Origin of the sequence: Fibrobacter sp. UWT2 (genome assembly GCF_900142545.1) — a bacterium.
Taxonomy (GTDB): domain Bacteria; phylum Fibrobacterota; class Fibrobacteria; order Fibrobacterales; family Fibrobacteraceae; genus Fibrobacter.
The window spans coordinates 1-21,109 of sequence record NZ_FRBF01000011.1 but is presented as its reverse complement, the minus strand read 5'-3'; the positions used below and the strand labels follow the sequence as shown (position 1 = coordinate 21,109).

Sequence of the window (21,109 nt, the reverse complement as noted above, 5' to 3'; positions counted from 1 at the left end):
AATTTGGAAATGTTATGATTAACCCGATTGGAATTCAAAAGCATGTTGGAAAGAAGTGGACGGTGGTGCTTGCGGTGCTTTCGTTCATTATCCCCCTTGCAGCTTGGAGCGTGGTAAGCTATGTACCGTTTGTATATCACCCGCTTGTCAAGGTGGTCGATGCAGGTGGCAGCATGTTTTGCCAGCCGGGCGACGAAATCGAACGAGCCAACTTCGAAGAAGAAAATAAAACCCTCCTGGCCGCCGGCGAGAAAATGATGACGGGAGTACGCATCAACCCCGCCTATCTCCCGGCTCCGCACAAAGTCGCGAAGGCTCTCGTGACTGCATTCTTGACGGAACCGAAGCGCGATGGCGATGTCTGGTTTTACGAAAGTATACTCCACTCTGTAAAAATCGTATTCCTGGCCTTTTTGCTGTCGAGTCTCGTCGGCGTGCCGCTGGGCATTATTTGCGGCGCAGTCCCGTTCTTTGAAAAATTGACTGGCCCCTTCATTGAGTTTTTCCGGTATTTCCCGGCACCGGTATTCGGTGCATTGGCCGTCGCTATTCTCGGTATCAATGACGCGCCCAAGATCGCGATTATTATCATCGGTACATTTTTCCAGCAGGTCCCTATGCTGTGCGCCACCACGCGCCGTGTCGATTCGACCTTGATCGAAGCCGCTCGCACGTTGGGAGCCTCTTCTCGACGCATCATGTTCAAGGTCATCCTGCCCGAGATTGCTCCCAAGATGTACAAGGATATGCGCATTTTGCTGGGTTGGGCGTGGACCTACCTGATTGTGGCTGAAGTGGTCGGCACGAGTTCCGGCATCACCTGGTTCATCAATCAGCAGGCGAAGTACCGTAATTTCGACAATGTTTATGCGGCGATTATCATCCTCGGAATTATCGGGCTGGGTTGCGATCTTGTGCTCAATTTCCTCAGTCGTGATTTCTTTGCCTGGGAAGGTGGCCATGTCGGAGTGACGTCCAAGATCAAGAAGGAAATTTTTGCGCCGAAGGATACCGTATTTTCGTTCCGCCTGACTCCCGAAGAAAAGGCGCTCAAGGAGAAATACCATGGAAGGTTCTAAAGAAGTTTTCAATGATTGCATTCTGGAAGCGCGCCATATCGTAAAGGATTTTGAGAATTCTTCCGGCAAGGGAATGCACCGTGTTTTGGATGATATCTCGTTCAGCGTGCGCCGTCGCGAATTCCTCTCGGTCATCGGCCCTTCCGGTTGCGGAAAGTCAACTCTCATCCGTATTGCGGCGGGCCTCGAAACGGCGACCAGCGGCGAATTCCTACTCGACGGAAAGGTGGTTCGCGGAACTGGAGCCGAAAGGGGAATGGTGTTCCAGAAGTATTCCCTTTTCCCGTGGCTCTCGGTCAAGCAGAATGTAATGTTTGGCCTCGAGTCGACGGGGCGCGGTGGCGACGAGGCCGAAGAGGTTGCCGAGCAGTGGCTTGAAATTGTAGGTCTCGAAAAGTACGGTGAATTTTTCCCGAAGCAGCTTTCGGGTGGCATGCAGCAGCGCGTCGCCATCGCGAGGGCGCTGGCGCCTCAGCCGCGTGTACTGCTGATGGACGAACCGTTCGGTGCGCTCGATGCGCAGACAAGGACGCAGATGCAGAGGTATCTGCTTGAAGTCTGGAAGAACATCGACATCACGATCATTTTCGTGACGCATGATTTGGACGAAGCAGTGTTCCTTTCGGATCGCATTTTGACTTTACAGGCGAATCCCGGAAAGATAAAGGAGTTGGTTGATGTGCCGATACCGCGCCCGCGTAATAAGGAAAGCCTAAGTCTGCGCGAATTTAACGAAACGCGAAAACATATCGAAGAACTGATTCGCCCGCCTAAGGTGAACGAGGTCGTTGAAGAGGATTTTAAAATCGTCAACATGGTTGGAATGCAACCATAAAAAACAGGAGTTATTATGTCTGAATCTAAAGTACTTTGCGAACAGATCATTGCGGGTGGCTGGAACTACTCGCGCATTGTCAAACGTGGTCAGAAAATTCGCCTCACGGATTTGGAAGGCGGCGCGAACGCCTCGCTCATGTGCTATAATGCACACAACTTTACCGAGCGCTTCAACTTGGGCGACACCTTGAAAATTCAGCATATCTGCCGCATCGCGAAGAACTGCTGTCTTTACGGTGATATGGGACGCATCTTGTTGAGTGTCGTCGAAGATTCCGTGGGCTGGCACGACCCTCTGTGTGGATGCACCCATGCGGCTTTGATCAAGGAACGTTTTGGCGAGAAGGATTACCAGAGCGCACACAACGATTTTTACCGTAACGGCTACGATTCCCTGCTGGTGGAAATCGGCAAGCACGGCATGACCAAGAGGGATTTTACGGAACTGGTCAATTTCTTTAGCAAGGTTGTGGTGACTTCCGACGGTAAGATGACTTTTGTCGAAAATAATTCCAAGCCGGGCGACTATGTGGAACTGCGTGCCGAAATGGATACCCTGGTGGTCATCGATACGGGTATGCACCCGCTGAACCCGAGCAAGGAATATCTACGCAAGCCCGTGAAAGTGGAACTTATGACTTGCGATATCGCCGGCGCCGAAGACCCGTGCTTTACCTGGTGCCCCGAAAACGGCCGCGGTTACATCAACACGGCAAACTACAACTTGTAAGAGGTCTATCATGTTTACGAAGTATTTGGAAAGTTCGCTCAAGGAAGAAGATGCCTGCTATGTCGAGGATGTTGCCGCCGGGAAGGGCTGGCTGCATTTGATCAAGAAAGGTCAGATTTTCCGCATTTTGGACCTTAAAGGAAACCAGGCTGTTGATACACTGTTCATCAATGCGAACGATCCGTCGGAACGCTACAGCGTTCAGCAGACGGTGCAAAGACAGGCGAATTGCCTTGTTGGTGTAGGGACGAAGCTTTATTCCAACGATGATAACGTGATGCTTACGGTGATTGCCGATACTTGTGGTGACCACGATACGCTCGGAAGTGCTTGCTCCTGCGAAAGCAACACCTGTCGCTATGCGTTTGAGAAACGTTACATGCATGCCTGCCGTGAATCGTTCTTGAAGGTGCTGCTTGAAACCCCGAATCTGGACAAGCGCGACCAGGTGAACAACCTGAATTTCTTCATGTACGTTCCTTTTGATGAACAGGGAAACCTTAACTTTGCTGACGGGATTTCTTCGCCGGGAAAGTACGTGGAAATGCGTGCCGAGATGGATGTGCTCGCGGTCGTGAGTAATTGTCCGCAGCTGAACAATCCCTGTAATGCTTACGATCCGACCCCGGTCAGGATGATTGTGTGGGACAAGGAGTCTGTATGAACTCAAAACTTCTTGAAAGTTCCCATGACTTGAAGGACGCCGTCTTCGATGTGACGGTGCTTGCGGGCGACGGCTACATGCTTCCCCTAAAGAAGGGACAGGTGCTCCGCATGGTCGATGTAGAAGGGAATCAGTCCGGCGATGTGCAGATTTACAATGCGAACGATCCGACGGAACGTTATAATGCGAACAATACGATTACGGCACAGGCGAATACGATGATTGAACTCGGCACGGTCATTCGCAGCAATTGTGGAAATGCAATGCTTACGGTGATTGCGGATACTTGCGGAGAACACGATACGCTTGGAAGCGGATGCTCCGCTGAAGGAAACGTGGTGCGCTATACGGACAAGACTCGCTATATGCACAGCTGCCGTGACACGTTCGTGCGTACGCTTGAAAATTATGGGATGAGCAAGCGCGATCAGACTTGTAACCTGAATTTTTTCACAAAGGTTATTCTAGATGACAAGGGGCACCTGGAATTTGCCGATGGAATTTCGGGACCGGGCAAGTACATAGAACTGCGTGCCGATATGGATGTGATGTTCCTGCTTTCGGATTGTTCTCAGTTGAACAATCCCTGCAATGACTACAATCCGACTCCGATTCGCTTGCTGGTTTTTGAAAAATAATTTATTTGGAATGGACTTATGGAAAACGGCTACGTATATCGAAATTTCACCAAGGAATTGCTTGATCAGGCTTACGATAATACTCGTGCTGTAGAAAATAGCCGCGAATTGCTTGAAAATTTCAGTACAAAAAGTGCCGAAATTTCGATGGAGTATCCCAATGGCTTGAATATACGTTATGGAAGACATCCAAGAGAGTGCTTGGATTATTTCAGTTGTGGAAAAACGGGGGCTCCTCTGTTTGTGTTTATTCATGGTGGATATTGGCAAATGCGGAGTAAAGAGCAGTTTCGTTTTATTGCAAGAGGTCCTCTTGCGCATGGTTTTGATGTTGCAAATATTGGGTACCCGCTTGCTCCCGATGTGAATATGCGTGAAATTGTAAGAAGTATTCGCAGTGCGCTTGGTTATTTACGCATTCATAGCGGAGATTTGGGCTTTGACAATTCGCGTGTATATGTATCGGGTTGGTCGGCTGGTGCGCATCTTGCTGTAAGTGTACTTGATGAAGTTGGTGTATGTGGGGCGCTTGCTATTAGTGGTATCTATGACTTGAAACCGATTTCGCAATGTTTTTTGAATGATAAGCTTCAACTTACTGAAAACGAGATTCTTTTGTATAGTCCTCTCCGTAGGTCGTTCGTAAAAAAGCCGATAGCCGTAGTTGTTGGAGCGGATGAACTTTCGGAACTCCGTAGGCAAAGTGCTGAATTCGCGATGCACCGCACCGAAGAAGATATTCCTGGCTCGTTCAATTTGCTTACGAACCATAACCATTTTACGATCCTTGGAGAACTTGAAAATCCAGAAGGATCCCTAACACAACTTCTTGTACAATTGATTAAATACTAAAGGAGATAGCCATGTTCAACAAAGTACTTGTAGCAAATCGTGGCGAAATCGCTTGTCGCATTATTCGAACCCTGAAAGAGATGGGTGTAAAATCTGTTGCCGTTTATTCTGATCCGGATGAAACTGCAGCTCATGTATTGATGGCGGATGAAGCTGTTCGTATTGGTCCTGCACCGGCCAAGGATAGCTATCTGAATGTTCCTGCCATTTTGGAAGCAATTAAGTCGACTGGAGCCGAGGCTGTTCATCCCGGTTACGGTTTCTTGAGTGAAAACGCTGATTTTGCAAAGACTCTAGAAGATAATGGAATTGCTTTTATCGGCCCGACTCCAAAACACCTCATTGAATTTGGTCTGAAACACCGTAGTAAGGAACTTGCACAGGAATTTGATGTCCCGCTAGTTCCTGGTTCCGGACTTTTGGAAAACTTGGATGATGCGATTGCACATTCCAAAGAAATTGGCTACCCGGTGATGCTTAAGAGCACTGCAGGCGGTGGCGGCATTGGTATGAGTATTTGCCACAACGAAACAGAACTTGTTGAAAGTTTTGAGCGAATTAAGAGGCTGAGTGAAAACAACTTTAAGAATGCGGGTCTCTTTGTCGAAAAATACGTGGAACGTGGTCGACATGTTGAAGTGCAGGTTTTTGGTGATGGCGAAGGAAATGCTGTCGTGCTCGGTGAACGAGACTGTTCTGTGCAACGTCGAAACCAAAAGGTGATTGAAGAAACTCCTGCGCCTTGCTTGCCCGAAAAGACTCGTGAAGCACTGCATGATGCGGCTCTGCGACTTGTGCAGGGGGTTTCTTACCGTTCTGCAGGAACGGTGGAGTTTATTTACGACGCTCCGAGTGATCGATTCTATTTCCTTGAAGTCAATACGCGCTTGCAGGTTGAACATGGCGTTACTGAAACAGTTTATGATGTTGATTTAGTGCGTTGGATGGTTGAACTTGCTGCTGGAAAGCGCCCCTTTGAAATTGGAGCAAAGTTTGTGCCGCATGGGCACGCTATGGAATTTCGCGTTTATGCCGAAGATCCCGGCAAAAATTTCCGCCCGAGTAGTGGCCTTTTAACAGAAGTGATTTTCCCAGAAGGAATCCGTGTCGATACGTGGGTTTCCCGTGGCACGGAAGTTAGTGCCTTTTATGACCCGCTTTTGGCGAAAATCATTGTCGCTGGTAAGGACCGCGAAGATAATATTGAAAAGGCAAAGAAGGCTCTGGCCGATGTCAAACTATGCGGCTTTGAGACAAATATCAAACTTCTGCGCGATGTGCTTGAAATGCCTAATTTTGTTTCGGGCAAAGTTTCGACTTGGATTTTGAACGATTATAAATACCATGACCGAATTTTTGAGGTTCTCGCTCCGGGTTTGCAGACTACAATTCAGGATTATCCGGGACGCTTAAAGTATTGGGACGTTGGCATTCCTCCTAGCGGGCCTATGGATAATTACAGTTTTAGGCTTGCAAATAAAATTGTTGGTAATGCCGAGAATGCTGCCGGAATCGAAATGACCCATTCGGGATGTACGCTTGTATTCCATACAAACGCATTGATTGCTTTTACGGGTGGTGATTTCCCGGCGACGATAAACAATTTACCATGTTTCAAGAATACTCCTGTCGAAATTCATGATGGGGATGTCCTCAAATTCGGCGTTACGAAGGCTGGGCAACGTTGTTATTTAGCAATCCGCGGTGGCGTTGACGTTCCCGAATACCTAGGCAGCAAATCAACTTTCACGCTTGGCGGCTTTGGCGGTCACGGTGGTCGCGCCTTGACGGCAGGGGATATCTTGCATATTGGAAACGATATTGCGGGTGAATCGGTAATTCCCTCGAATATCGCTATTCCTTCTATCAGTTCCGAATGGGAAATTGGCGTGATGTATGGCCCCCACGGTGCTCCCGATTATTTGACTCAGGAAGATATTGATGAATTTTTCGCTGCGACATGGGAAGTTCATTATAATTCTTCGAGAACGGGCATTCGCCTAATTGGACCTCAACCCAAGTGGGCGAGACCCGATGGTGGCGAGGCGGGGCTCCATCCGTCTAATTTGCACGACAACGCTTATGCCGTAGGTACCGTTGACTTTACTGGGGATATGCCCATTATCCTTGGTGTCGACGGGCCGAGTTTAGGTGGTTTCGCTTGTCCTGTGACGATTGTTTCGGCGGAACTTTGGAAAATGGGACAGCTCCGCAGTGGTGATAAGGTCCGTTTTGTGCCGCTTTCGGCGGAAGATGCTGAAAAAATCCGTCTCGCTCGAGAAGAAACGCTCGAAGCACCCGAAAAAGCTTCGAAGGCGATGCCGTTGTTGACTCCCTCTCCGGTGACTTCGCCCATCATTTCAGAATTCAATAAGGATTCTGAAATGGAACATGTCGTTGTGCGTGCCGATGGAGATGATAACGTGCTTGTCGAATTTGGCCCGGCGATAATCGATTTGCGTCTCCGCTTTACAGCACATGCCTGGATGCTCGCTGTCAAGGAACGTTTTGCTGATGTACTTATCGATGTCACGCCAGGTATTCGTTCCATACAGATTCACTATGACATCAGGAAGATTCGTCAGAAGGATGTTTTGGAACGCCTTTGGGACTTGGCAGAACACTTGCGGAAGAATAAGCTCACAAAGGTTCCGACGCGTACGATTTACCTGCCGCTTTCGTGGGACGACCCTCAGACAAGAATCGCAATCGAAAAGTATGTGACGACAGTCAGGCCGGATGCTCCGTGGTGTTGCCCCAACAATATCGAATTCATTCGCCGAGTTAACGGCCTCGAATCTATCGATGATGTGAAACAAATCGTGTTTGCTGCAGATTATCTTGTGATGGGACTCGGAGACGTGTACCTGGGCGCGCCTGTCGCGACGCCGCTAGACCCGAGGCACCGTCTTGTCACAACCAAGTACAACCCGGCTCGTACATGGACCCCCGAAAACGCCGTGGGCATCGGTGGTGCATACATGTGCGTTTACGGGATGGAAGGCCCCGGTGGTTACCAATTTGTAGGCCGTACTGTGCAGATGTGGAATCGCTTTAAGAAAACAAGCGATTTCCCGCTACCGTACCTGCTACGCTTTTTCGACCAGATTCGCTTCTACGAAGTGAGCGCCGATAAACTCTTGCAAATGCGTAAGGATTTTGCCGCCGGCAAATTCCATGTTGTTGTGGAAAATAGCTCCTTTGACATCGAAGAATACGAACGTTTCCTTGCTGTCAATGCGGAATCCATTTCGGCCTTCGAAGAAAAGCGAACCAAAGCCTTCGAAGAAGAAAAGGAACGCTGGATTGCGAATGGCCAATTCACTTTCGAAAGTCATAGTGCACAGACTACTCCGATTGCAGAAATCACGCTTGCAGATGGTGAAGACGGTGTTTACAGCCCTGTCGCAGGTTCCCTCTGGAAACTAATCGCAAAGCCGGAAGAAACAGTGAAGGCGGGTGATACCCTCGCTATCATTGAAAGCATGAAAACGGAAATTCCGGTGATTGCTGCGAGTGGCGGGATTGTATCGCAGGTCTTTGTGAAGGAGTCTTCCGAGGTCAAGGCAGGACAATGCCTCTTGGCCGTAAAAAAATTGTCCTAGCCATCCGTTTTTGCAGGTTCCTTCGGCTTAATCCTCGCGCTCAGATAGCTGAGCACCAGATTCTGCCACACCACATAGCAAGTGGGGGCGAGTGCCACCACGGGGCCCGCATACAAAGTCGCAATCCAGATGACGAGCGTCGTATTCTTCTGGCCCATGCTCTGCGCACTTTCAATCGGGCGACGGTTCCTTTCGACATACCAGCCGAGGGCGTAAAGGAGAATGCAAAGAATCAGCGAAATTCCCGCCATCATGGGGAGTTTACCGCTATTCCAAAGTTCCGTGAATCCCATTTCGCGAATGTCGTAGCTCGCCTTCGCCAAAATTACGAACACCGAGAACGTCCACACGAACATGGTGTACTTCTGGTATTTCGCGGCGCGGTCAGCAAGTTCCGGGTAAAAAGCTCGCAGACCCAGCGCAAACGCCAGCGGGATGCTAATAATCGGCTGAATCGTATTGAAAATCTTCATCGCGATTTCGCTCAGACCAGCATCAGTTCCTGTCAGGTAACCGAACACAATCGGGATCGAAAAACACGCAATCAGGTTTCCACTCAAGAAAATCTTCAAGGCAAGCGAGGCCGAACCGCCAAGCATTTTCGCCATAGCAGGGGCCGCATTTGCAGGCGGGCAAAGCGCAATAATCGCACCACCCAAAAGTACCTCGCGCGGAAGGTCAAAGAGTTTTACAATGCCCGCAATGGCAGCCACCAGAATCAAGCTCACAATCAGTGCACGAATTTCAATTTTAAACGTGTAACCATGCGTTTGCGGCGGAATTTTAGTCACAAACGTCAAAAACATCATGGTACCGATCAAAAACGGCATTAACGGCGAAAGCACGTGTGCCTGCGGGAGCAAAATCCCGAGTAAAATCGCAATCGGCATCAAAATGGCACGCAAATTCTTCATACGGGCCCAAATGTAGAAAACCGCCAAAACCTAGGCAAGATAGGGATTAATTTCTATATTTACGCCCATGTTACGTTCTAGGTACGAAGCGTTTGACTTCGTGGAAAAGAAGGCCGAAGTCAAGAAAAAGTCGGGCAACCCGATTTTGATGATCGTGTCCGGCTACCTCGCGCTGGTTTCTTTGGGGGCACTCCTGTTGTCGCTCCCGTTTGCGCAGCGTGAACCGGTAGGCGTACTCGACGCGTTCTTTACAGCTATGTCTGCCGTATGCGTTACCGGCCTTACCACTATCGATATTAGCGCAAGCTTTACCACCTTTGGCAACTGGGTGCTCGTGGTCCTGATGCAGGCGGGCGGTCTTGGAATCATGACGATTTCTACCGTGATTATCTTGCTTGCCGGTATGCACCCGGGATTTAACCACCAGTCGGCCCTCCTCGCGAACTACACGCAGGAAGGTAACGTCGACGCTGGCCGAATCCTGAAAGCAGTGCTCCCCTTTACCTTCTTACTCGAAGCCATTGGCGCTGTGGTGTACTTTACGCAGTTTAGCGACATGGAACTCTACGACCGCCTTTTCTGCAGTCTGTTCCAGGCGGTAAGCTCGTTCTGCAACGTAGGCTTTACCCTGTTCCCGGATTCACTTGAACGGTTCCAGCTGAACCCGCTCATGAACATTACCACCTGCGTGCTCGCGCTGGCCGGCGGTTTCGGCTTCTTGGCCATTACCGAAATCCGCTACCTGTTCGACTTTAAGAAGCGCGCTATCCGCAAGGTATCGCTCCATACCCACATTGCCACAGGCTTTACCCTGATTATCGTTCTCGTGAGCATTCTCTTCTTTATGTTCAGCGAATGGAGCAACACCTTCGAGGGCCTGAACTTCGGCCAAAAGCTGGAAACCAGCGCTTTCATGGCATTCACCAGCCGTACCGCAGGCCTGAACTCCGTAAACGTGCCCGGCCTGAGCGTGGGCTCGCTGTTCTTCTTTGTGATTATCATGCTGATCGGTGCAAACCCGGGTAGCTGCGGTGGCGGTATCAAGACGACAACCACCGCCGTGATCTTCCTGCTCGGATTCAACCGCCTGCTCGGCCGCAACAAGACCCAGATTCTTGGCCGTACCATTCCCGAAACCACGGTCGATAAGGCTGTGCGAATCTTCGTGGTGGCTATCGTGGTTGTGGTGGTGGCAACCCTCGTGTTGCTCGAAACCGAGGCCGCCGGCAACTCCATCGAGCAAGTTTCGTTCCTCAAGGTATTCTTCGAAGTGGCAAGCGCCTACAGCACCTGCGGTCTTTCCATGGGTCTCACCCCGGACCTTTCGATTCCTGGCCGTATCGTGGTTTGCCTTGTCATGTTTGTCGGCCGTATGGGTCCGCTGTTCTTGATTTCTGCCGTAAAAAAGCAGGAGCAGGGCATGTGGTACGCCGAAGAAGACATCATGGTAGGCTAGGAGGGCCTTATGAATTCGAGACATGTCGTTGCAACCGCACTTCTTGTCGCCGCAACAGTAGCAAGCGCCACCTCGGTCTGGGAACGCTCCCCCTGGGACAAATCCCCTGCCACGCAGGAAACCGCACAGCCGGCCACAGCCCAGGCGAACTCGGCAAAGGCAGACCCAAACACCTTTATCGATTCCCGCGACCACCAGCCTTACAAGACCATTACGGTTGGCGGCATGACATGGTTGGCCGAGAACCTGAACTACGAAAATAGTGAAAGCACCTGCTACAACAAGAGACCCCATTGCAAAAAAGATGGCCGCCTTTACACTTGGCATTTCGCCCAAAGGGCCTGCCCTCCGGGAACAAGGCTCCCGACCATCAGAGACTGGGAAAGGGCTCTTGGCTCCAGCCAATTTGAAGAGACCCTCACCATGACCGGATTCCGCGCTTTTAACGGCGATTATTACGATTACGCCAACACCGGAGTCTATTGGACCGCCGAAGAAAAAGACGATTACGCCGATTACGCCTACTATTTCAAGTGGAAGAAATTCGGAGGCTGGCAAGAAGAGGCCTTTTATAAGGACCAGGCCGGCGCAGTTCGTTGCATTGTAGAAGATTCCAAGACTAGCGGCAGCCATACATGGGGCGACCAATAACTATCTTTTACTCATGGCTTCTAAACAATTTGTAGTGATAGGACTGGGTAACACGGGCTACTTTTTGGCCCGCCATTTGACCGCACTCGGACACGATGTGATGGTCGTAGACCCGAGTCCCGAAAAAATCCAGGATATTTCGAACCAGGTGGCCCAGGCAGTCGTTGCCGACGGTACCCGTAAAAAACAGTTGCAATCGCTCCCGCTTTCCAAGGTGGACAGCGTCATCTGCTGTATCGGCGAAGACCTTCAGGCATCGCTCCTCACCGTTCTGAACCTCAAGGAACTGGGCGTCAAGCACATTATCGCCAAGTCCAGTAGCCCGGCCCACACGATTATCCTCGAAAAGCTCGGCGTGGCAGACATCTTCCACCCGGAACGCGACATGGCAATTTCCCTGGCGGAACGTCTGAACCGCCCGAACATGCTGGACTACCTGCCCTTCATGGAAGGTTTCTCCATCGTCGAAATCGCCTGCCCAGACGCCTTCCTCGGCAAGACCCTGAAGGACCTGTCCCTTACCCACAAGTACGGCATCCAGGTGATCGCCATCCGCGACCCGCTGGAACCCAAGCCCAAGATCGGTAACATCGCCGACTACGTGCTCAAGGAAAACGACGTGCTGTTCGTGATCGGCCCGAACGAGGCCTTGGACAAGCTCAAGACCTAACTTGGCCCACAAGCATAAAATTTTAAAGCCGGCGAAAATCGTCGGCTTTTTCAATTGAATTCGATTGCGAATAAACTAGAAAACAGGTTTGTTGGAAGTGGCCCGATCCGAGGAACGACTTGAACCTGTAGTCTTCTCGGTAGCGAGCTTGCGGTGCGTTACGGCACCCACCGCAAAGTAGCGGCCATCCTTCTGAACCAGTCCAGTGTAGATATTCAGCACCTTCTGGGAGAACCACTGCTGATAAAGGTTCAAAATGCTTTCTTTCAGGGCAGAAGTCTCGTCGATGGCGGGGTTACCCGAGGGCTTGCCATACTTGAGCGTAAACTGTTCGGACATATAGGCTACAGCTTCGAAAGACTTGTTCAAACGGGCGCGTTCCACACGGCCGGTACGAATTTCAAAGGAGTAGAACTTGTCATTCTTGTTAAAAATAAAGTCAACCTGGACCGGCAGTTCACCGAACATAAAAACGGGAATGACTACACGTTCACCTTCGCCACTCTGACCATACGGCTCGTAACCGAGCTTCATCACTTCTTCGATAACGGTCTCACGGGTGGCACCAAAGGGAATACCCGCAAAGTCATTATAACGCTGTGCGGCCGCTTCCAGAGAAAGCAGCAGGGTCAAAATCGTTATAATAAATCCAAAGTGTTTCACAGGATTCTCCTAGAGTCTTTGTAAAAGATAGTAAACTTTGTTAAGTTGGTAAGTCCTTATCTGATATTTTCTTAAAAAAACGCCGATTATCTATATTTTGACTCATGGCAAGCACTTTTGGCAAAATTTTTAGCGTTACTACTTGGGGCGAATCCCATGGCCCGGCCGTCGGCTCGGTCCTGGACGGCTGCCCTGCAGGCCTCGAAATCACCGAAGAAGAAATCCAGGCGGAACTGAACCGCCGTCGCCCCGGACAGGGCAAAATGACCACTGCCCGCGACGAAAAGGACCAGGTTAAGATCCTTTCGGGCGTTTTTGAAGGCAAAACCACCGGAACCCCGATTTCTTTCGCCGTCTTTAACGAAGACCAGCGCAGCCACGACTACGCCGAAATCCAGAAATGGTACCGCCCAGGTCATGCCGACCTGTGCTACGACCTCAAGTACGGGTTCAGGGACTACCGCGGCGGTGGACGCAGCTCTGCCCGCGAAACCATCGGACGCGTTGCCGCAGGTGCGGTCGCCAAGAAACTTTTGAAGCAAGTAAACGGCACCGAAATCATCGCCTGGGTGAATTCCATCGGCGAAGTCGATTGCGGTCCGCTTGACCTGAACCGTCTCACACTCGAACAGATTGAAAAGTCCCCCGTACGCTGCCCCGACCTGGATGCCAGCGCCAAGATGGAACAAGCCGTACTCGATGCACGCGCAAACGGCGACAGCATCGGCGGTACCGTATGCCTCCTGGTCAAGAATCCGCCGGTCGCCCTCGGCGAACCGGTATTCGACCGCCTAGACGCCCTGCTCGCCCAGGCAATGCTCAGCATTCCCGCTTGCAAGGGTTTCGAAATCGGAAGCGGCTTTGCCTCGGCTCGCATGCACGGCAGCAAGCACAACGATGAACTTTACTTTGACGGCCACGCCTACCACACCCGCACCAACAACGCGGGCGGCTCTTTAGGCGGCATCAGTAACGGCGAACCCATTTACTGCCGCATGGCTTTCAAGCCCACCGCCACCATTTCGCAGGAACAGAAGACTGCTGGTCGCGGCGGCGAAAACGGAACCTTGGCCGCCCGCGGTCGCCATGACCCCTGCGTCGCCGTGCGTGCTCCGGTGATTGTGGAAAGCATGGCCGCTCTCGTTTTGGCAGACTTGTTCTTGTTGCAAAAGAGAAACTGCTTGTAGGAGCGAGGTCGCGGCGTTGCCGCTTTGAGGTGTGAGGTTTGAGCAAGAAGAATGAAATGCTTCGTCTTTTTCTAGCCCTCTGCTACCGCGCAGCCTATTTGTTGCATCATGCGCTCTGCCTTAAGCCGGGCGCACCTCTACAGAATTCCAAGCTGATTGTCGTCGGCAGCTACCGCACTGGTGGTGCCGGAAAGACGCCTTTTTGCATCTGGCTCTGCAAGCACTACGCTGCACAAGACAAGAAGGTCGCACTCCTCGTTCACGAATACGCCTTCGACGAAACGGCGATGCTCCGCCAAATTTTTTCGGACAACGAAAATGTCAAAGTCTTTGCGACTCGCAACCGCTACCGCCTAGCACAGGAACTGGACGCTGCAGGCCAATTCGACTATATCGTCTGCGATGACGGTTTCGAAGACAGCCGTCTTACAGGAGCAGTCACCTTGCTACTGTCATGGGAAAGTACACCCACAAAGCTTTCGGAGCTTTGGCCTTGCGGTAAGATGCGCAGTCTAGAAAAAGACCACAAGGCAAATTCCTCGGCCACAATGGCGCTGAAATGCTACGGCGAAAATCCCGACATTCAGTTTGTTATAGACAAAGTATACCGCCTGAGTCCCCACTCGGCTACGGCTGAAAAACTTCACGACGAACTTTCTCGAGACTCTTCAGCAAGCATTGTATGCGGCCTCGGAGACCCCAAACGATTCTGCCAAGATATTCAGGCTTTCGGAATAAAGATCAAACTTCATTACTTCTTCAAAGACCATTGCAAGGACTTTTCTAGAAAATTTGAGCAGATCCTCCAAAAACACCCACAAGAAGCCTTTATCATCAGCGCAAAAGACGCCGCACGGCTCCCCGCTGAATTTATCCAAAAAAATGTAAAGGCGCAAATCTACATTGCGCACCAGTCCATCAAGGTCTCGCCCGGAGTAGTCCAAAAACTCCCCTAAATTCAAGTCACGGTTTCAAACTTCTTTTCCAGTTTTTATATTTCAGTAAAAGAAGGAAGAAATCATGACGCTCACCTCCCGTATCCAGAACTTGATGCAGGCCCTTTGCCAGGAATTCCCGGAAAGGCAAGACAGACTCCAGCTGGGGTTCCTCGCTGCTATCAACAACGAGTCCTTTTATCTGTACGGACGCTCCGGTTCGGGCAAGAACTTCATGATTGGCCGACTGCTTTCGGCATTCAAGAAAACGCGACCGCTCAAAGTTGGAACGCACCTGCAAGAACGTCTCGCAAACTTTGAAGACTACGACTTTATCTGGTTCAAGGACTTCAATCCCATTGACGATGTCACCAAAGACAACGTCCGTCACGCCCTTCAAGACAGAAAGAATTCGACTCTCATTCTCAGCAGTGATGTACGCCCCGAAAACGCCATGGGCCGCGCCGATATCGCCGACGATATCACCTTGACCATTTACATGCCCGACAATCTTTCTTCGGACGCCCTGTGTACTCTGCTCCAGAACTACAAGCTTTACGACAGCTTCAAGGTCCCCGAAGAATACACCATTTCGGAAGAAGAAAAGGCCGCCTGGGCCGAAGAAATCAAGAAGGTGACTCTCTCGCCCGACACCATGGCCATTATCGGAAAGCTTTCGGAACTCTGCATTCAGAACGCCATTTACGTACCTATCAGCAAATGGCTTTCGTTGGCAAACATCGCCCGCACCATTGCCTTCTTCAATGGTCGTAGCGAAACGAATTTCTCGGACACGCTATTCCTCGGCACCCCCATTTGGGGCCGATCCACATCGAACAACGCCATTATGGAAAGTTTCAACAACATTGTCAAATCCGTTATACTCAAGGATCTGGCAAACGTTGTGGAAAGCACCTACGATGCGCAGGCCCTTTACCGCAAAGTCAAAGGCCTCCTGAATAGTTCTAATAATTTGTACGAAACCAAGGAGTTCAACGGAGAACCCTGCATCAGCTACCGCATTACCATTGCGGGTGAACAAGTTCCCCTTTACGTGCCCCTGCACTATGTTGAATCCGACGAAGATTTCAACCCCTACAATGAACTCCGCCAAATCGAAAAGCACGTGCGTTGCAACTTCCACGGAACTTCCAGCTGCACCATTTCTATCGACTCTGCAGTCAAGGGCGTCGGTCTTCACAACAACAATTCCAGAAACAGCAACAACACTCCTGGCAAATTCGAAGACTTCGCGACGCTCCCCACGTACATTCTTCGCGAAAACGATCCTGAAGTCGCCAAGAAAAAACGCATCGAACTGGAAGCTAGCCAAAAAGAAGCCCAGACTCAAATGGAACAGCAGGCAAAGATTCTGCGTTCGCTTCGCGACCTTTACCAGTCCAATAAGACTTTCCGTAACGACCTGTTCTGCAATCTTGAAAACTTCGACAAGATCCAAGGTGACTTGAGCGAAATTTTCAACACCATCAACGGTGTCGCAACCAAGCTAAAAGAAACGCTCGAGCTGTACAATTCGGCAGCCCGAGCCTAATCGCTCCATTTTATTGAAAGCGTAGCAGCTACTTTCCGCGACGGATACCTATGGTATAGGTATCGTCGCTGCTACCCGCCTTTTCGCTGCCATTCATAATCTTCACCTTCATCTTGGTGATGTACGCACCGGTGCCTACCATGCGACCTTTTTCACTGCGGGCATTCCATTCAAAGAACAGGTTGCCCGGATTGTCGTAGCAGTTGGACTGTTCCGGATTTGCAGCATTATAGAATACGGCCTTGTCGTTACAGGCAATCACACCGCCTGCCTTGTTTACAAAATTTCCCAGGTGCGAGAAGTAGTAGGCATCCCACTTGATTCGAATCAAGGCGAGAGCGGAATCCTTATCGGCATCGCTCGGCAAATTCATAAGAGTCGAGGTTGCCAGTTCGCCGATATTGAAATTCAGCAACAGGCCCGGCAATCCAACGCTATCGATAATATCTTGCAAGGGCATATTCGACGGAACCACCATTGGGGCAACCGGATCCTTATGGGGCCAAGCTTCCGGATTACTTGAAATCGTTACTACACCCGGAGCCTTGATTTCGGTACGCTGTTCACCCACAATGCGAACCTTCGGGTTATTCACGTGTGCGACATTCCCGCTGCGGTCCTTGAATTCACCCGGCAACAGTCTTACATAATCGCCCACTTCCGGAAGCGTTGTTTGCGGAGTACGCTGGAAATACAGACGGACTACGTTGCCGTTCGGATTCGCATTGGCACTTGCAATATAAAGCGAATCCATGAAGCTATCAGGACCTCTGTAGAATACAAATGCTGTCTTCCGGTCAACCGTCTTGTCGTCGGAACCTTCACTCAAGCTGATCGTCACGACACTCATATCATCAGAAAGCGGCTCGATGACAGCACTCGTTACAATGGGAGCCACCTTGTCCTCAATCGAAGTGTTCATCGAAAGCTTGACTTCTTCACCGGAATCTTCATCGGTATAAGTGTAATGGTACAGCAAGGAACCCGAATAAATCTGGTCCGAAACACCCGTGAATACATCCTTACGAAGTCCTTCAGGATTAAACATGGTGATCACCGAATCCATCACCACCAGCGGCCAAACATTTTCCTGCCCTGCCGTGGTATGGAATTCCGTTCCGCCAAACGACCAGGAAAGCGTATCGGGCACCACCTTGTCAAAAGCCTTACTGAAGGGAATCACGAGACTGTCAGGGATGCCGTCTCCGTTCACATCGTACATTTTCGCCTTCTGTGCGAACGGCACCGGAGGTTCCTTAAAGTGAATGTTCTTCCAAGTCAATATGTTGTTTACGCCAGCACCACCAACGGTAAAGAAGGCGTCTACCATGGCAGAATCACCCACCACATAGAAACTTGCAAATCCCAAGGAGTCCGTCGAAATGGAAGTGACGCGCTGGTTGTCCTTATCCAAGAAACTCAAGGGGAATTTCGTGTTCAAGTTGATTTCCTGGACGCAATTTATATCGGCATCCACAGCCAATTCGCCGCAAGTTGCCGTTCCAAACAGAAGCGCAATCCTTATAGGTACCGTATCGGGATATGTCACATGAGCCAGAAGCGTATCGTTCTTGCCACCGTCAAGTCCCATTACATCGCCACGCAGCGTGTAGCCTGTCGGATCAAAATAAGCGGAATCCGTCACATGGAACACATCCACAAAGGCGATGTCCGGGAGCGGGTATTCAGGCACCGTAAACGTAATCACCTGATACTGGCTATAGTCGGTGGCCAAGAAGCAATACAGAGCATACTTACCCGGGCTCAGCTGACGGGAGTTCACGAATGCGGCGGTATCAATCTTAACGCCCGCCATGTCTTCGCTAATAATAATTCCACCACCATACAGCGATCCCGTCTCAAGCGTTACGCCGTCAGCCGGAAGATTGCCGCCCTTCAAAATGAACACGGATTGTGCCAACTGATCGCGAGCATTCTGTACACTCGCCACATCACAGCTGACAGACTTATCGACAAGCAACTGATGGAATTCGTATTCCACGGAACCGTCCGGATTTTCTTTTTGCTTCGAGAAATACGTTCTTTCAGTCTGCAAATTAATGGAGGTGCGCATCTTGAAATTGGAGCCATTCGAATTTCGTTCCGAGAAGAAAATATGGAACGGATATTCCACGCCCTCGGTGAGTCCCAAGGTATCCAAATTAACGGCACGTTCCGCCGGATTATGGCAACCGCCAATATCCACCACCAAACGGTTATTGATGAAAACCCACACGTCATCGTCGCCACGGAACTCGAAATACTGCCCCTTGACATACTTAAACTGGGCAGAAATCTTCATCGCAAAACTGTAATTATGTTGTTTTCCGTTGTTAGTCATCAAATCTGGTTTCCAGTCATATTTCGGATTCAATACCGTCCTTGCAGAATCAAGATACTGGAAATCATCAACAGGGAAAAAGCCGCCATCTTCATGGGCTTCCGAAATATCAGCCAGCCAGAAACCTTCTTCGTCCATGGTCAAGTCAATATCGCGGCATACGCCATTCGTATATTCCTTACCGTTTGCATCCGTTGCAACCACTTGCGGTATAAACCACTTTTCGATTTCATGCGCCGCAGAACATTCACTCCACGGATAATGTAGAGAATCCACTCGTGCAGGGTATCCATTGACAAGCGTATCCTGCACCATCCCTGTTACCACGCCATCAAATGTAGGAGAATTCTGCCCCTGGCAAGTATTATATTCCACACCATCGAACTCCACCGTTATATAGGTATTCTTGCCGTCATTATTGTAGATATGACCGAAATCAATATCGATACTGTCATGGAACGCTTCGCCAGCCCAGTCCACCACCAAAGCGGAAATCTTCATGGACGGGCACACGCCCAATCTTTTAGGATAAGAGGTCGTGACAAGGAACGGGATAGAAGTAATCCATGCCGTATCGGATTCTGCAAAAATGGAATCCAGGCTAATGAGTGTCCCAGGAATCGTATCTAGACCGCTCCTCGAAAAATATTCAAAGCCGAAAGCCTGCCTAAAGTACACTTCCCATGATTCGACATGCTTGTAAGAGACACCCTGATACCAGCCGCAAGTATCGCTATGGAACGGAGCCATCTTAACGGTATCGCCATCCACAAACATCGTAGGCGTCATATTATCCCATGGGCTCATCAGACGCACCACTTTTTCTTCAAGCGGTGAAAAAATCAATTCGATGTTTCCCGTAGTCGTCGTATAGACCCAGGTTTCGTAAACGCCCTTCGGGAAGAAGCTCGAAATCGCCGGACGGATCGTATCCGCCTCCCAGCTCTCAACATTCCAAAAACGCTTGCCTTGGTTCTGACTCGAATGGAAATTCACCCGTGCACCGGCACCATTCCAGTCGTACGGTTTGATTTCATCCAAATGGAAATCGTAATGCCACCAGAACTTGTATTCGTCCGTACCATCCATCGCTACAGGGTTGTTGATGATATTATTCCCCACCGAAATGTACAGCGCGCTGTCCTTATAAGTAGAATTCGTACGCCAGGGATTGTACACATGCAAGGTACGCGTTGAATCAAAGCACTGACCAAGCGTAGTAATCTTGGCACCTACCAATCCGCCAGCTGTGCCATCCACAAAGACCGTGTCCATGACCGCAAAATAGGCGTCAAGTTCAATCACACCTTCCGCAGGCACCGACATATAGGGCGTGTACAAGCGAATAAAGTGAGCCGTCTGTAACGGATTACGTGCAAGCATCTCGGGCGATACAGCACCATAGAACCAGCCGCACTTCGATTGGTCATCTTGCGCAAAGCGCATCATGATCGAATCAGTACCAAAAATCATCTGCGGCAAAGCGTGGTTGCCCCAAGGGCTCTTGAACCACACCACCTTTGAACCCGGAGGCACTACGCTAAACGTGTACGAAGTCTCCGTGGTATAAAGCCACACCTCGGTCTCGTCTGCAAACAGCGACTTGAAAGAAAAATCGCTCGATGGTTCCCAGGTATCGCAATGATTATTATAGGAACGCGAGACATCAGCCGTATCGGAACACACGTTAATCTTGAATCCGCCACCGTTCGGATAATCGGCAAGAGATTTGTCCCAAGTATAACTGAACCAATGATCTCCTTCAGAGGTCATTCTCGTATTCGAGGTTACCGCAAAATCAGCGTTCCAGCTAGTAACTTCACCTGTGATGTGGTAACCATATACAGCCTCGTTACCCATCACCGCATCGTTACGGTAAGGCGACTGAATATGCAACGTAAGCGTTGCATGAGCGAGCGCAACCCACACCAGACAAACAAAAACCATTAAAGTGTGCTTCATGGAACACAGCTCCTTTCATCACAAACAACTCCAACCTATAAATTATATTCCATATTAAAAATCGTAATAAGAAACAGCTTTTTAAAGGCAAAAACGTTGTGCTGCGCTCAATAAGCAAATGTTTTCAGAGGAGAAAAAGCAGACACAAGAAGCTGATGCTGACCTTCGTCAGCATGACGGTTGCAAGAGAAGCCGATGCTGAACCAAGTTCAGCATGACAATGGCGGGGGGATGCGGGTATAAAAAGAAGGGCCCCTCGAGCGTTCGCTCAAGGGGCCCGTGAATCCAGCAGCGACCTACTCTCCCGGGCCCGTGGGCCAGGTACCATCGGCGATGAGGGGCTTGACTTCCGTGTTCGGAAAGGGAACGGGTA

Annotated in this window: 15 protein-coding genes, 1 rRNA gene and 1 pseudogene; 13 read left to right on the top strand and 4 right to left on the bottom strand. The window is 50.2% G+C overall.

Annotated elements, in window-relative coordinates; all coding sequences use genetic code 11:
* Positions 1-14: 14 nt before the first annotated feature.
* The 7 genes and pseudogenes from BUA40_RS08945 to uca form a co-directional block, all read left to right on the top strand.
* Positions 15-959, top strand: a pseudogene (locus tag BUA40_RS08945) (ABC transporter permease subunit); the annotation flags it as partial.
* Between the two features lie 106 nt (positions 960-1,065).
* A complete protein-coding gene (locus BUA40_RS08940) occupies positions 1,066-1,914 on the top strand; it encodes an ABC transporter ATP-binding protein (protein ID WP_072800303.1) in 849 nt (282 codons plus the stop codon).
* A 15-nt stretch (positions 1,915-1,929) separates the two neighbouring features.
* The gene (locus tag BUA40_RS08935; RefSeq protein WP_072800302.1) at positions 1,930-2,646 is read left to right on the top strand and encodes an urea amidolyase associated protein UAAP1; all 717 of its coding nucleotides are present in this window, start codon (positions 1,930-1,932) and stop codon (positions 2,644-2,646) included.
* 10 nt (positions 2,647-2,656) lie between these two features.
* Positions 2,657-3,310 carry an urea amidolyase associated protein UAAP2 gene (locus BUA40_RS08930; RefSeq protein WP_072800301.1) on the top strand — a complete coding sequence of 218 codons (654 nt, stop codon included), beginning with the start codon at positions 2,657-2,659 and terminating at the stop codon, positions 3,308-3,310.
* Positions 3,307-3,948: a DUF1989 domain-containing protein gene (locus BUA40_RS08925; protein ID WP_072800300.1), complete on the top strand. Its 642-nt coding sequence runs from the start codon at positions 3,307-3,309 to the stop codon at positions 3,946-3,948. The genes BUA40_RS08930 and BUA40_RS08925 overlap by 4 nt, the downstream gene beginning before the upstream one ends.
* Positions 3,949-3,966: 18 nt before the next feature.
* Positions 3,967-4,800, top strand: coding sequence for an alpha/beta hydrolase (locus BUA40_RS08920; RefSeq protein WP_072800299.1), 834 nt, complete (start codon positions 3,967-3,969; stop codon positions 4,798-4,800).
* Between the two features lie 11 nt (positions 4,801-4,811).
* Complete coding sequence (gene uca, locus BUA40_RS08915; RefSeq protein WP_072800298.1) at positions 4,812-8,405, top strand: urea carboxylase; 3,594 nt, start codon at positions 4,812-4,814, stop codon at positions 8,403-8,405.
* Here uca and BUA40_RS08910 read toward each other — a convergent pair.
* Positions 8,402-9,319, bottom strand: a complete 918-nt coding sequence (locus tag BUA40_RS08910) for a bile acid:sodium symporter family protein (RefSeq protein WP_143149750.1) — start codon at positions 9,317-9,319, stop codon at positions 8,402-8,404. The two genes, uca and BUA40_RS08910, sit on opposite strands and share 4 nt — an antisense overlap.
* Before the next feature lie 67 nt (positions 9,320-9,386).
* Between BUA40_RS08910 and BUA40_RS08905 the strand changes: the two genes are divergently transcribed.
* From BUA40_RS08905 to BUA40_RS08895, 3 genes are read left to right on the top strand one after another with little or no spacing between them, the layout of a single operon-like run.
* On the top strand, positions 9,387-10,775 hold the full coding sequence (locus tag BUA40_RS08905) for a TrkH family potassium uptake protein (RefSeq protein ID WP_072800296.1): 1,389 nt from the start codon (positions 9,387-9,389) through the stop codon (positions 10,773-10,775).
* 9 nt (positions 10,776-10,784) lie between these two features.
* Positions 10,785-11,426 (top strand): FISUMP domain-containing protein, encoded by a 642-nt coding sequence (locus BUA40_RS08900; protein ID WP_072800295.1) that lies wholly within the window; start codon positions 10,785-10,787, stop codon positions 11,424-11,426.
* A gap of 13 nt (positions 11,427-11,439) precedes the next feature.
* Complete coding sequence (locus BUA40_RS08895; RefSeq protein ID WP_072800294.1) at positions 11,440-12,096, top strand: potassium channel family protein; 657 nt, start codon at positions 11,440-11,442, stop codon at positions 12,094-12,096.
* Positions 12,097-12,171: 75 nt separating this feature from the next.
* On the opposite strand, the gene BUA40_RS08890 is transcribed toward BUA40_RS08895, so the two are convergent.
* Complete coding sequence (locus BUA40_RS08890) at positions 12,172-12,759, bottom strand: hypothetical protein (RefSeq protein WP_072800293.1); 588 nt, start codon at positions 12,757-12,759, stop codon at positions 12,172-12,174.
* Between the two features lie 104 nt (positions 12,760-12,863).
* Here BUA40_RS08890 and aroC point away from each other — a divergent pair, with 104 nt between their 5' ends.
* The 3 genes from aroC (at position 12,864) to BUA40_RS08875 (ending at position 16,433) form a co-directional block, all read left to right on the top strand.
* The gene (gene aroC, locus BUA40_RS08885; RefSeq protein WP_072800292.1) at positions 12,864-13,946 is read left to right on the top strand and encodes a chorismate synthase; all 1,083 of its coding nucleotides are present in this window, start codon (positions 12,864-12,866) and stop codon (positions 13,944-13,946) included.
* Positions 13,947-14,002: 56 nt separating this feature from the next.
* On the top strand, positions 14,003-14,902 hold the full coding sequence (locus BUA40_RS08880) for a tetraacyldisaccharide 4'-kinase (RefSeq protein WP_072800291.1): 900 nt from the start codon (positions 14,003-14,005) through the stop codon (positions 14,900-14,902).
* Between the two features lie 64 nt (positions 14,903-14,966).
* Complete coding sequence (locus tag BUA40_RS08875; protein WP_072800290.1) at positions 14,967-16,433, top strand: hypothetical protein; 1,467 nt, start codon at positions 14,967-14,969, stop codon at positions 16,431-16,433.
* Positions 16,434-16,461: 28 nt separating this feature from the next.
* Here the strand turns inward: BUA40_RS08875 and BUA40_RS08870 are convergent, their stop codons facing one another.
* Complete coding sequence (locus BUA40_RS08870) at positions 16,462-20,736, bottom strand: fibro-slime domain-containing protein (RefSeq protein ID WP_072800289.1); 4,275 nt, start codon at positions 20,734-20,736, stop codon at positions 16,462-16,464.
* Positions 20,737-21,019: 283 nt separating this feature from the next.
* Positions 21,020-21,109, bottom strand: a 5S ribosomal RNA gene (rrf, locus tag BUA40_RS08865); the annotation flags it as partial.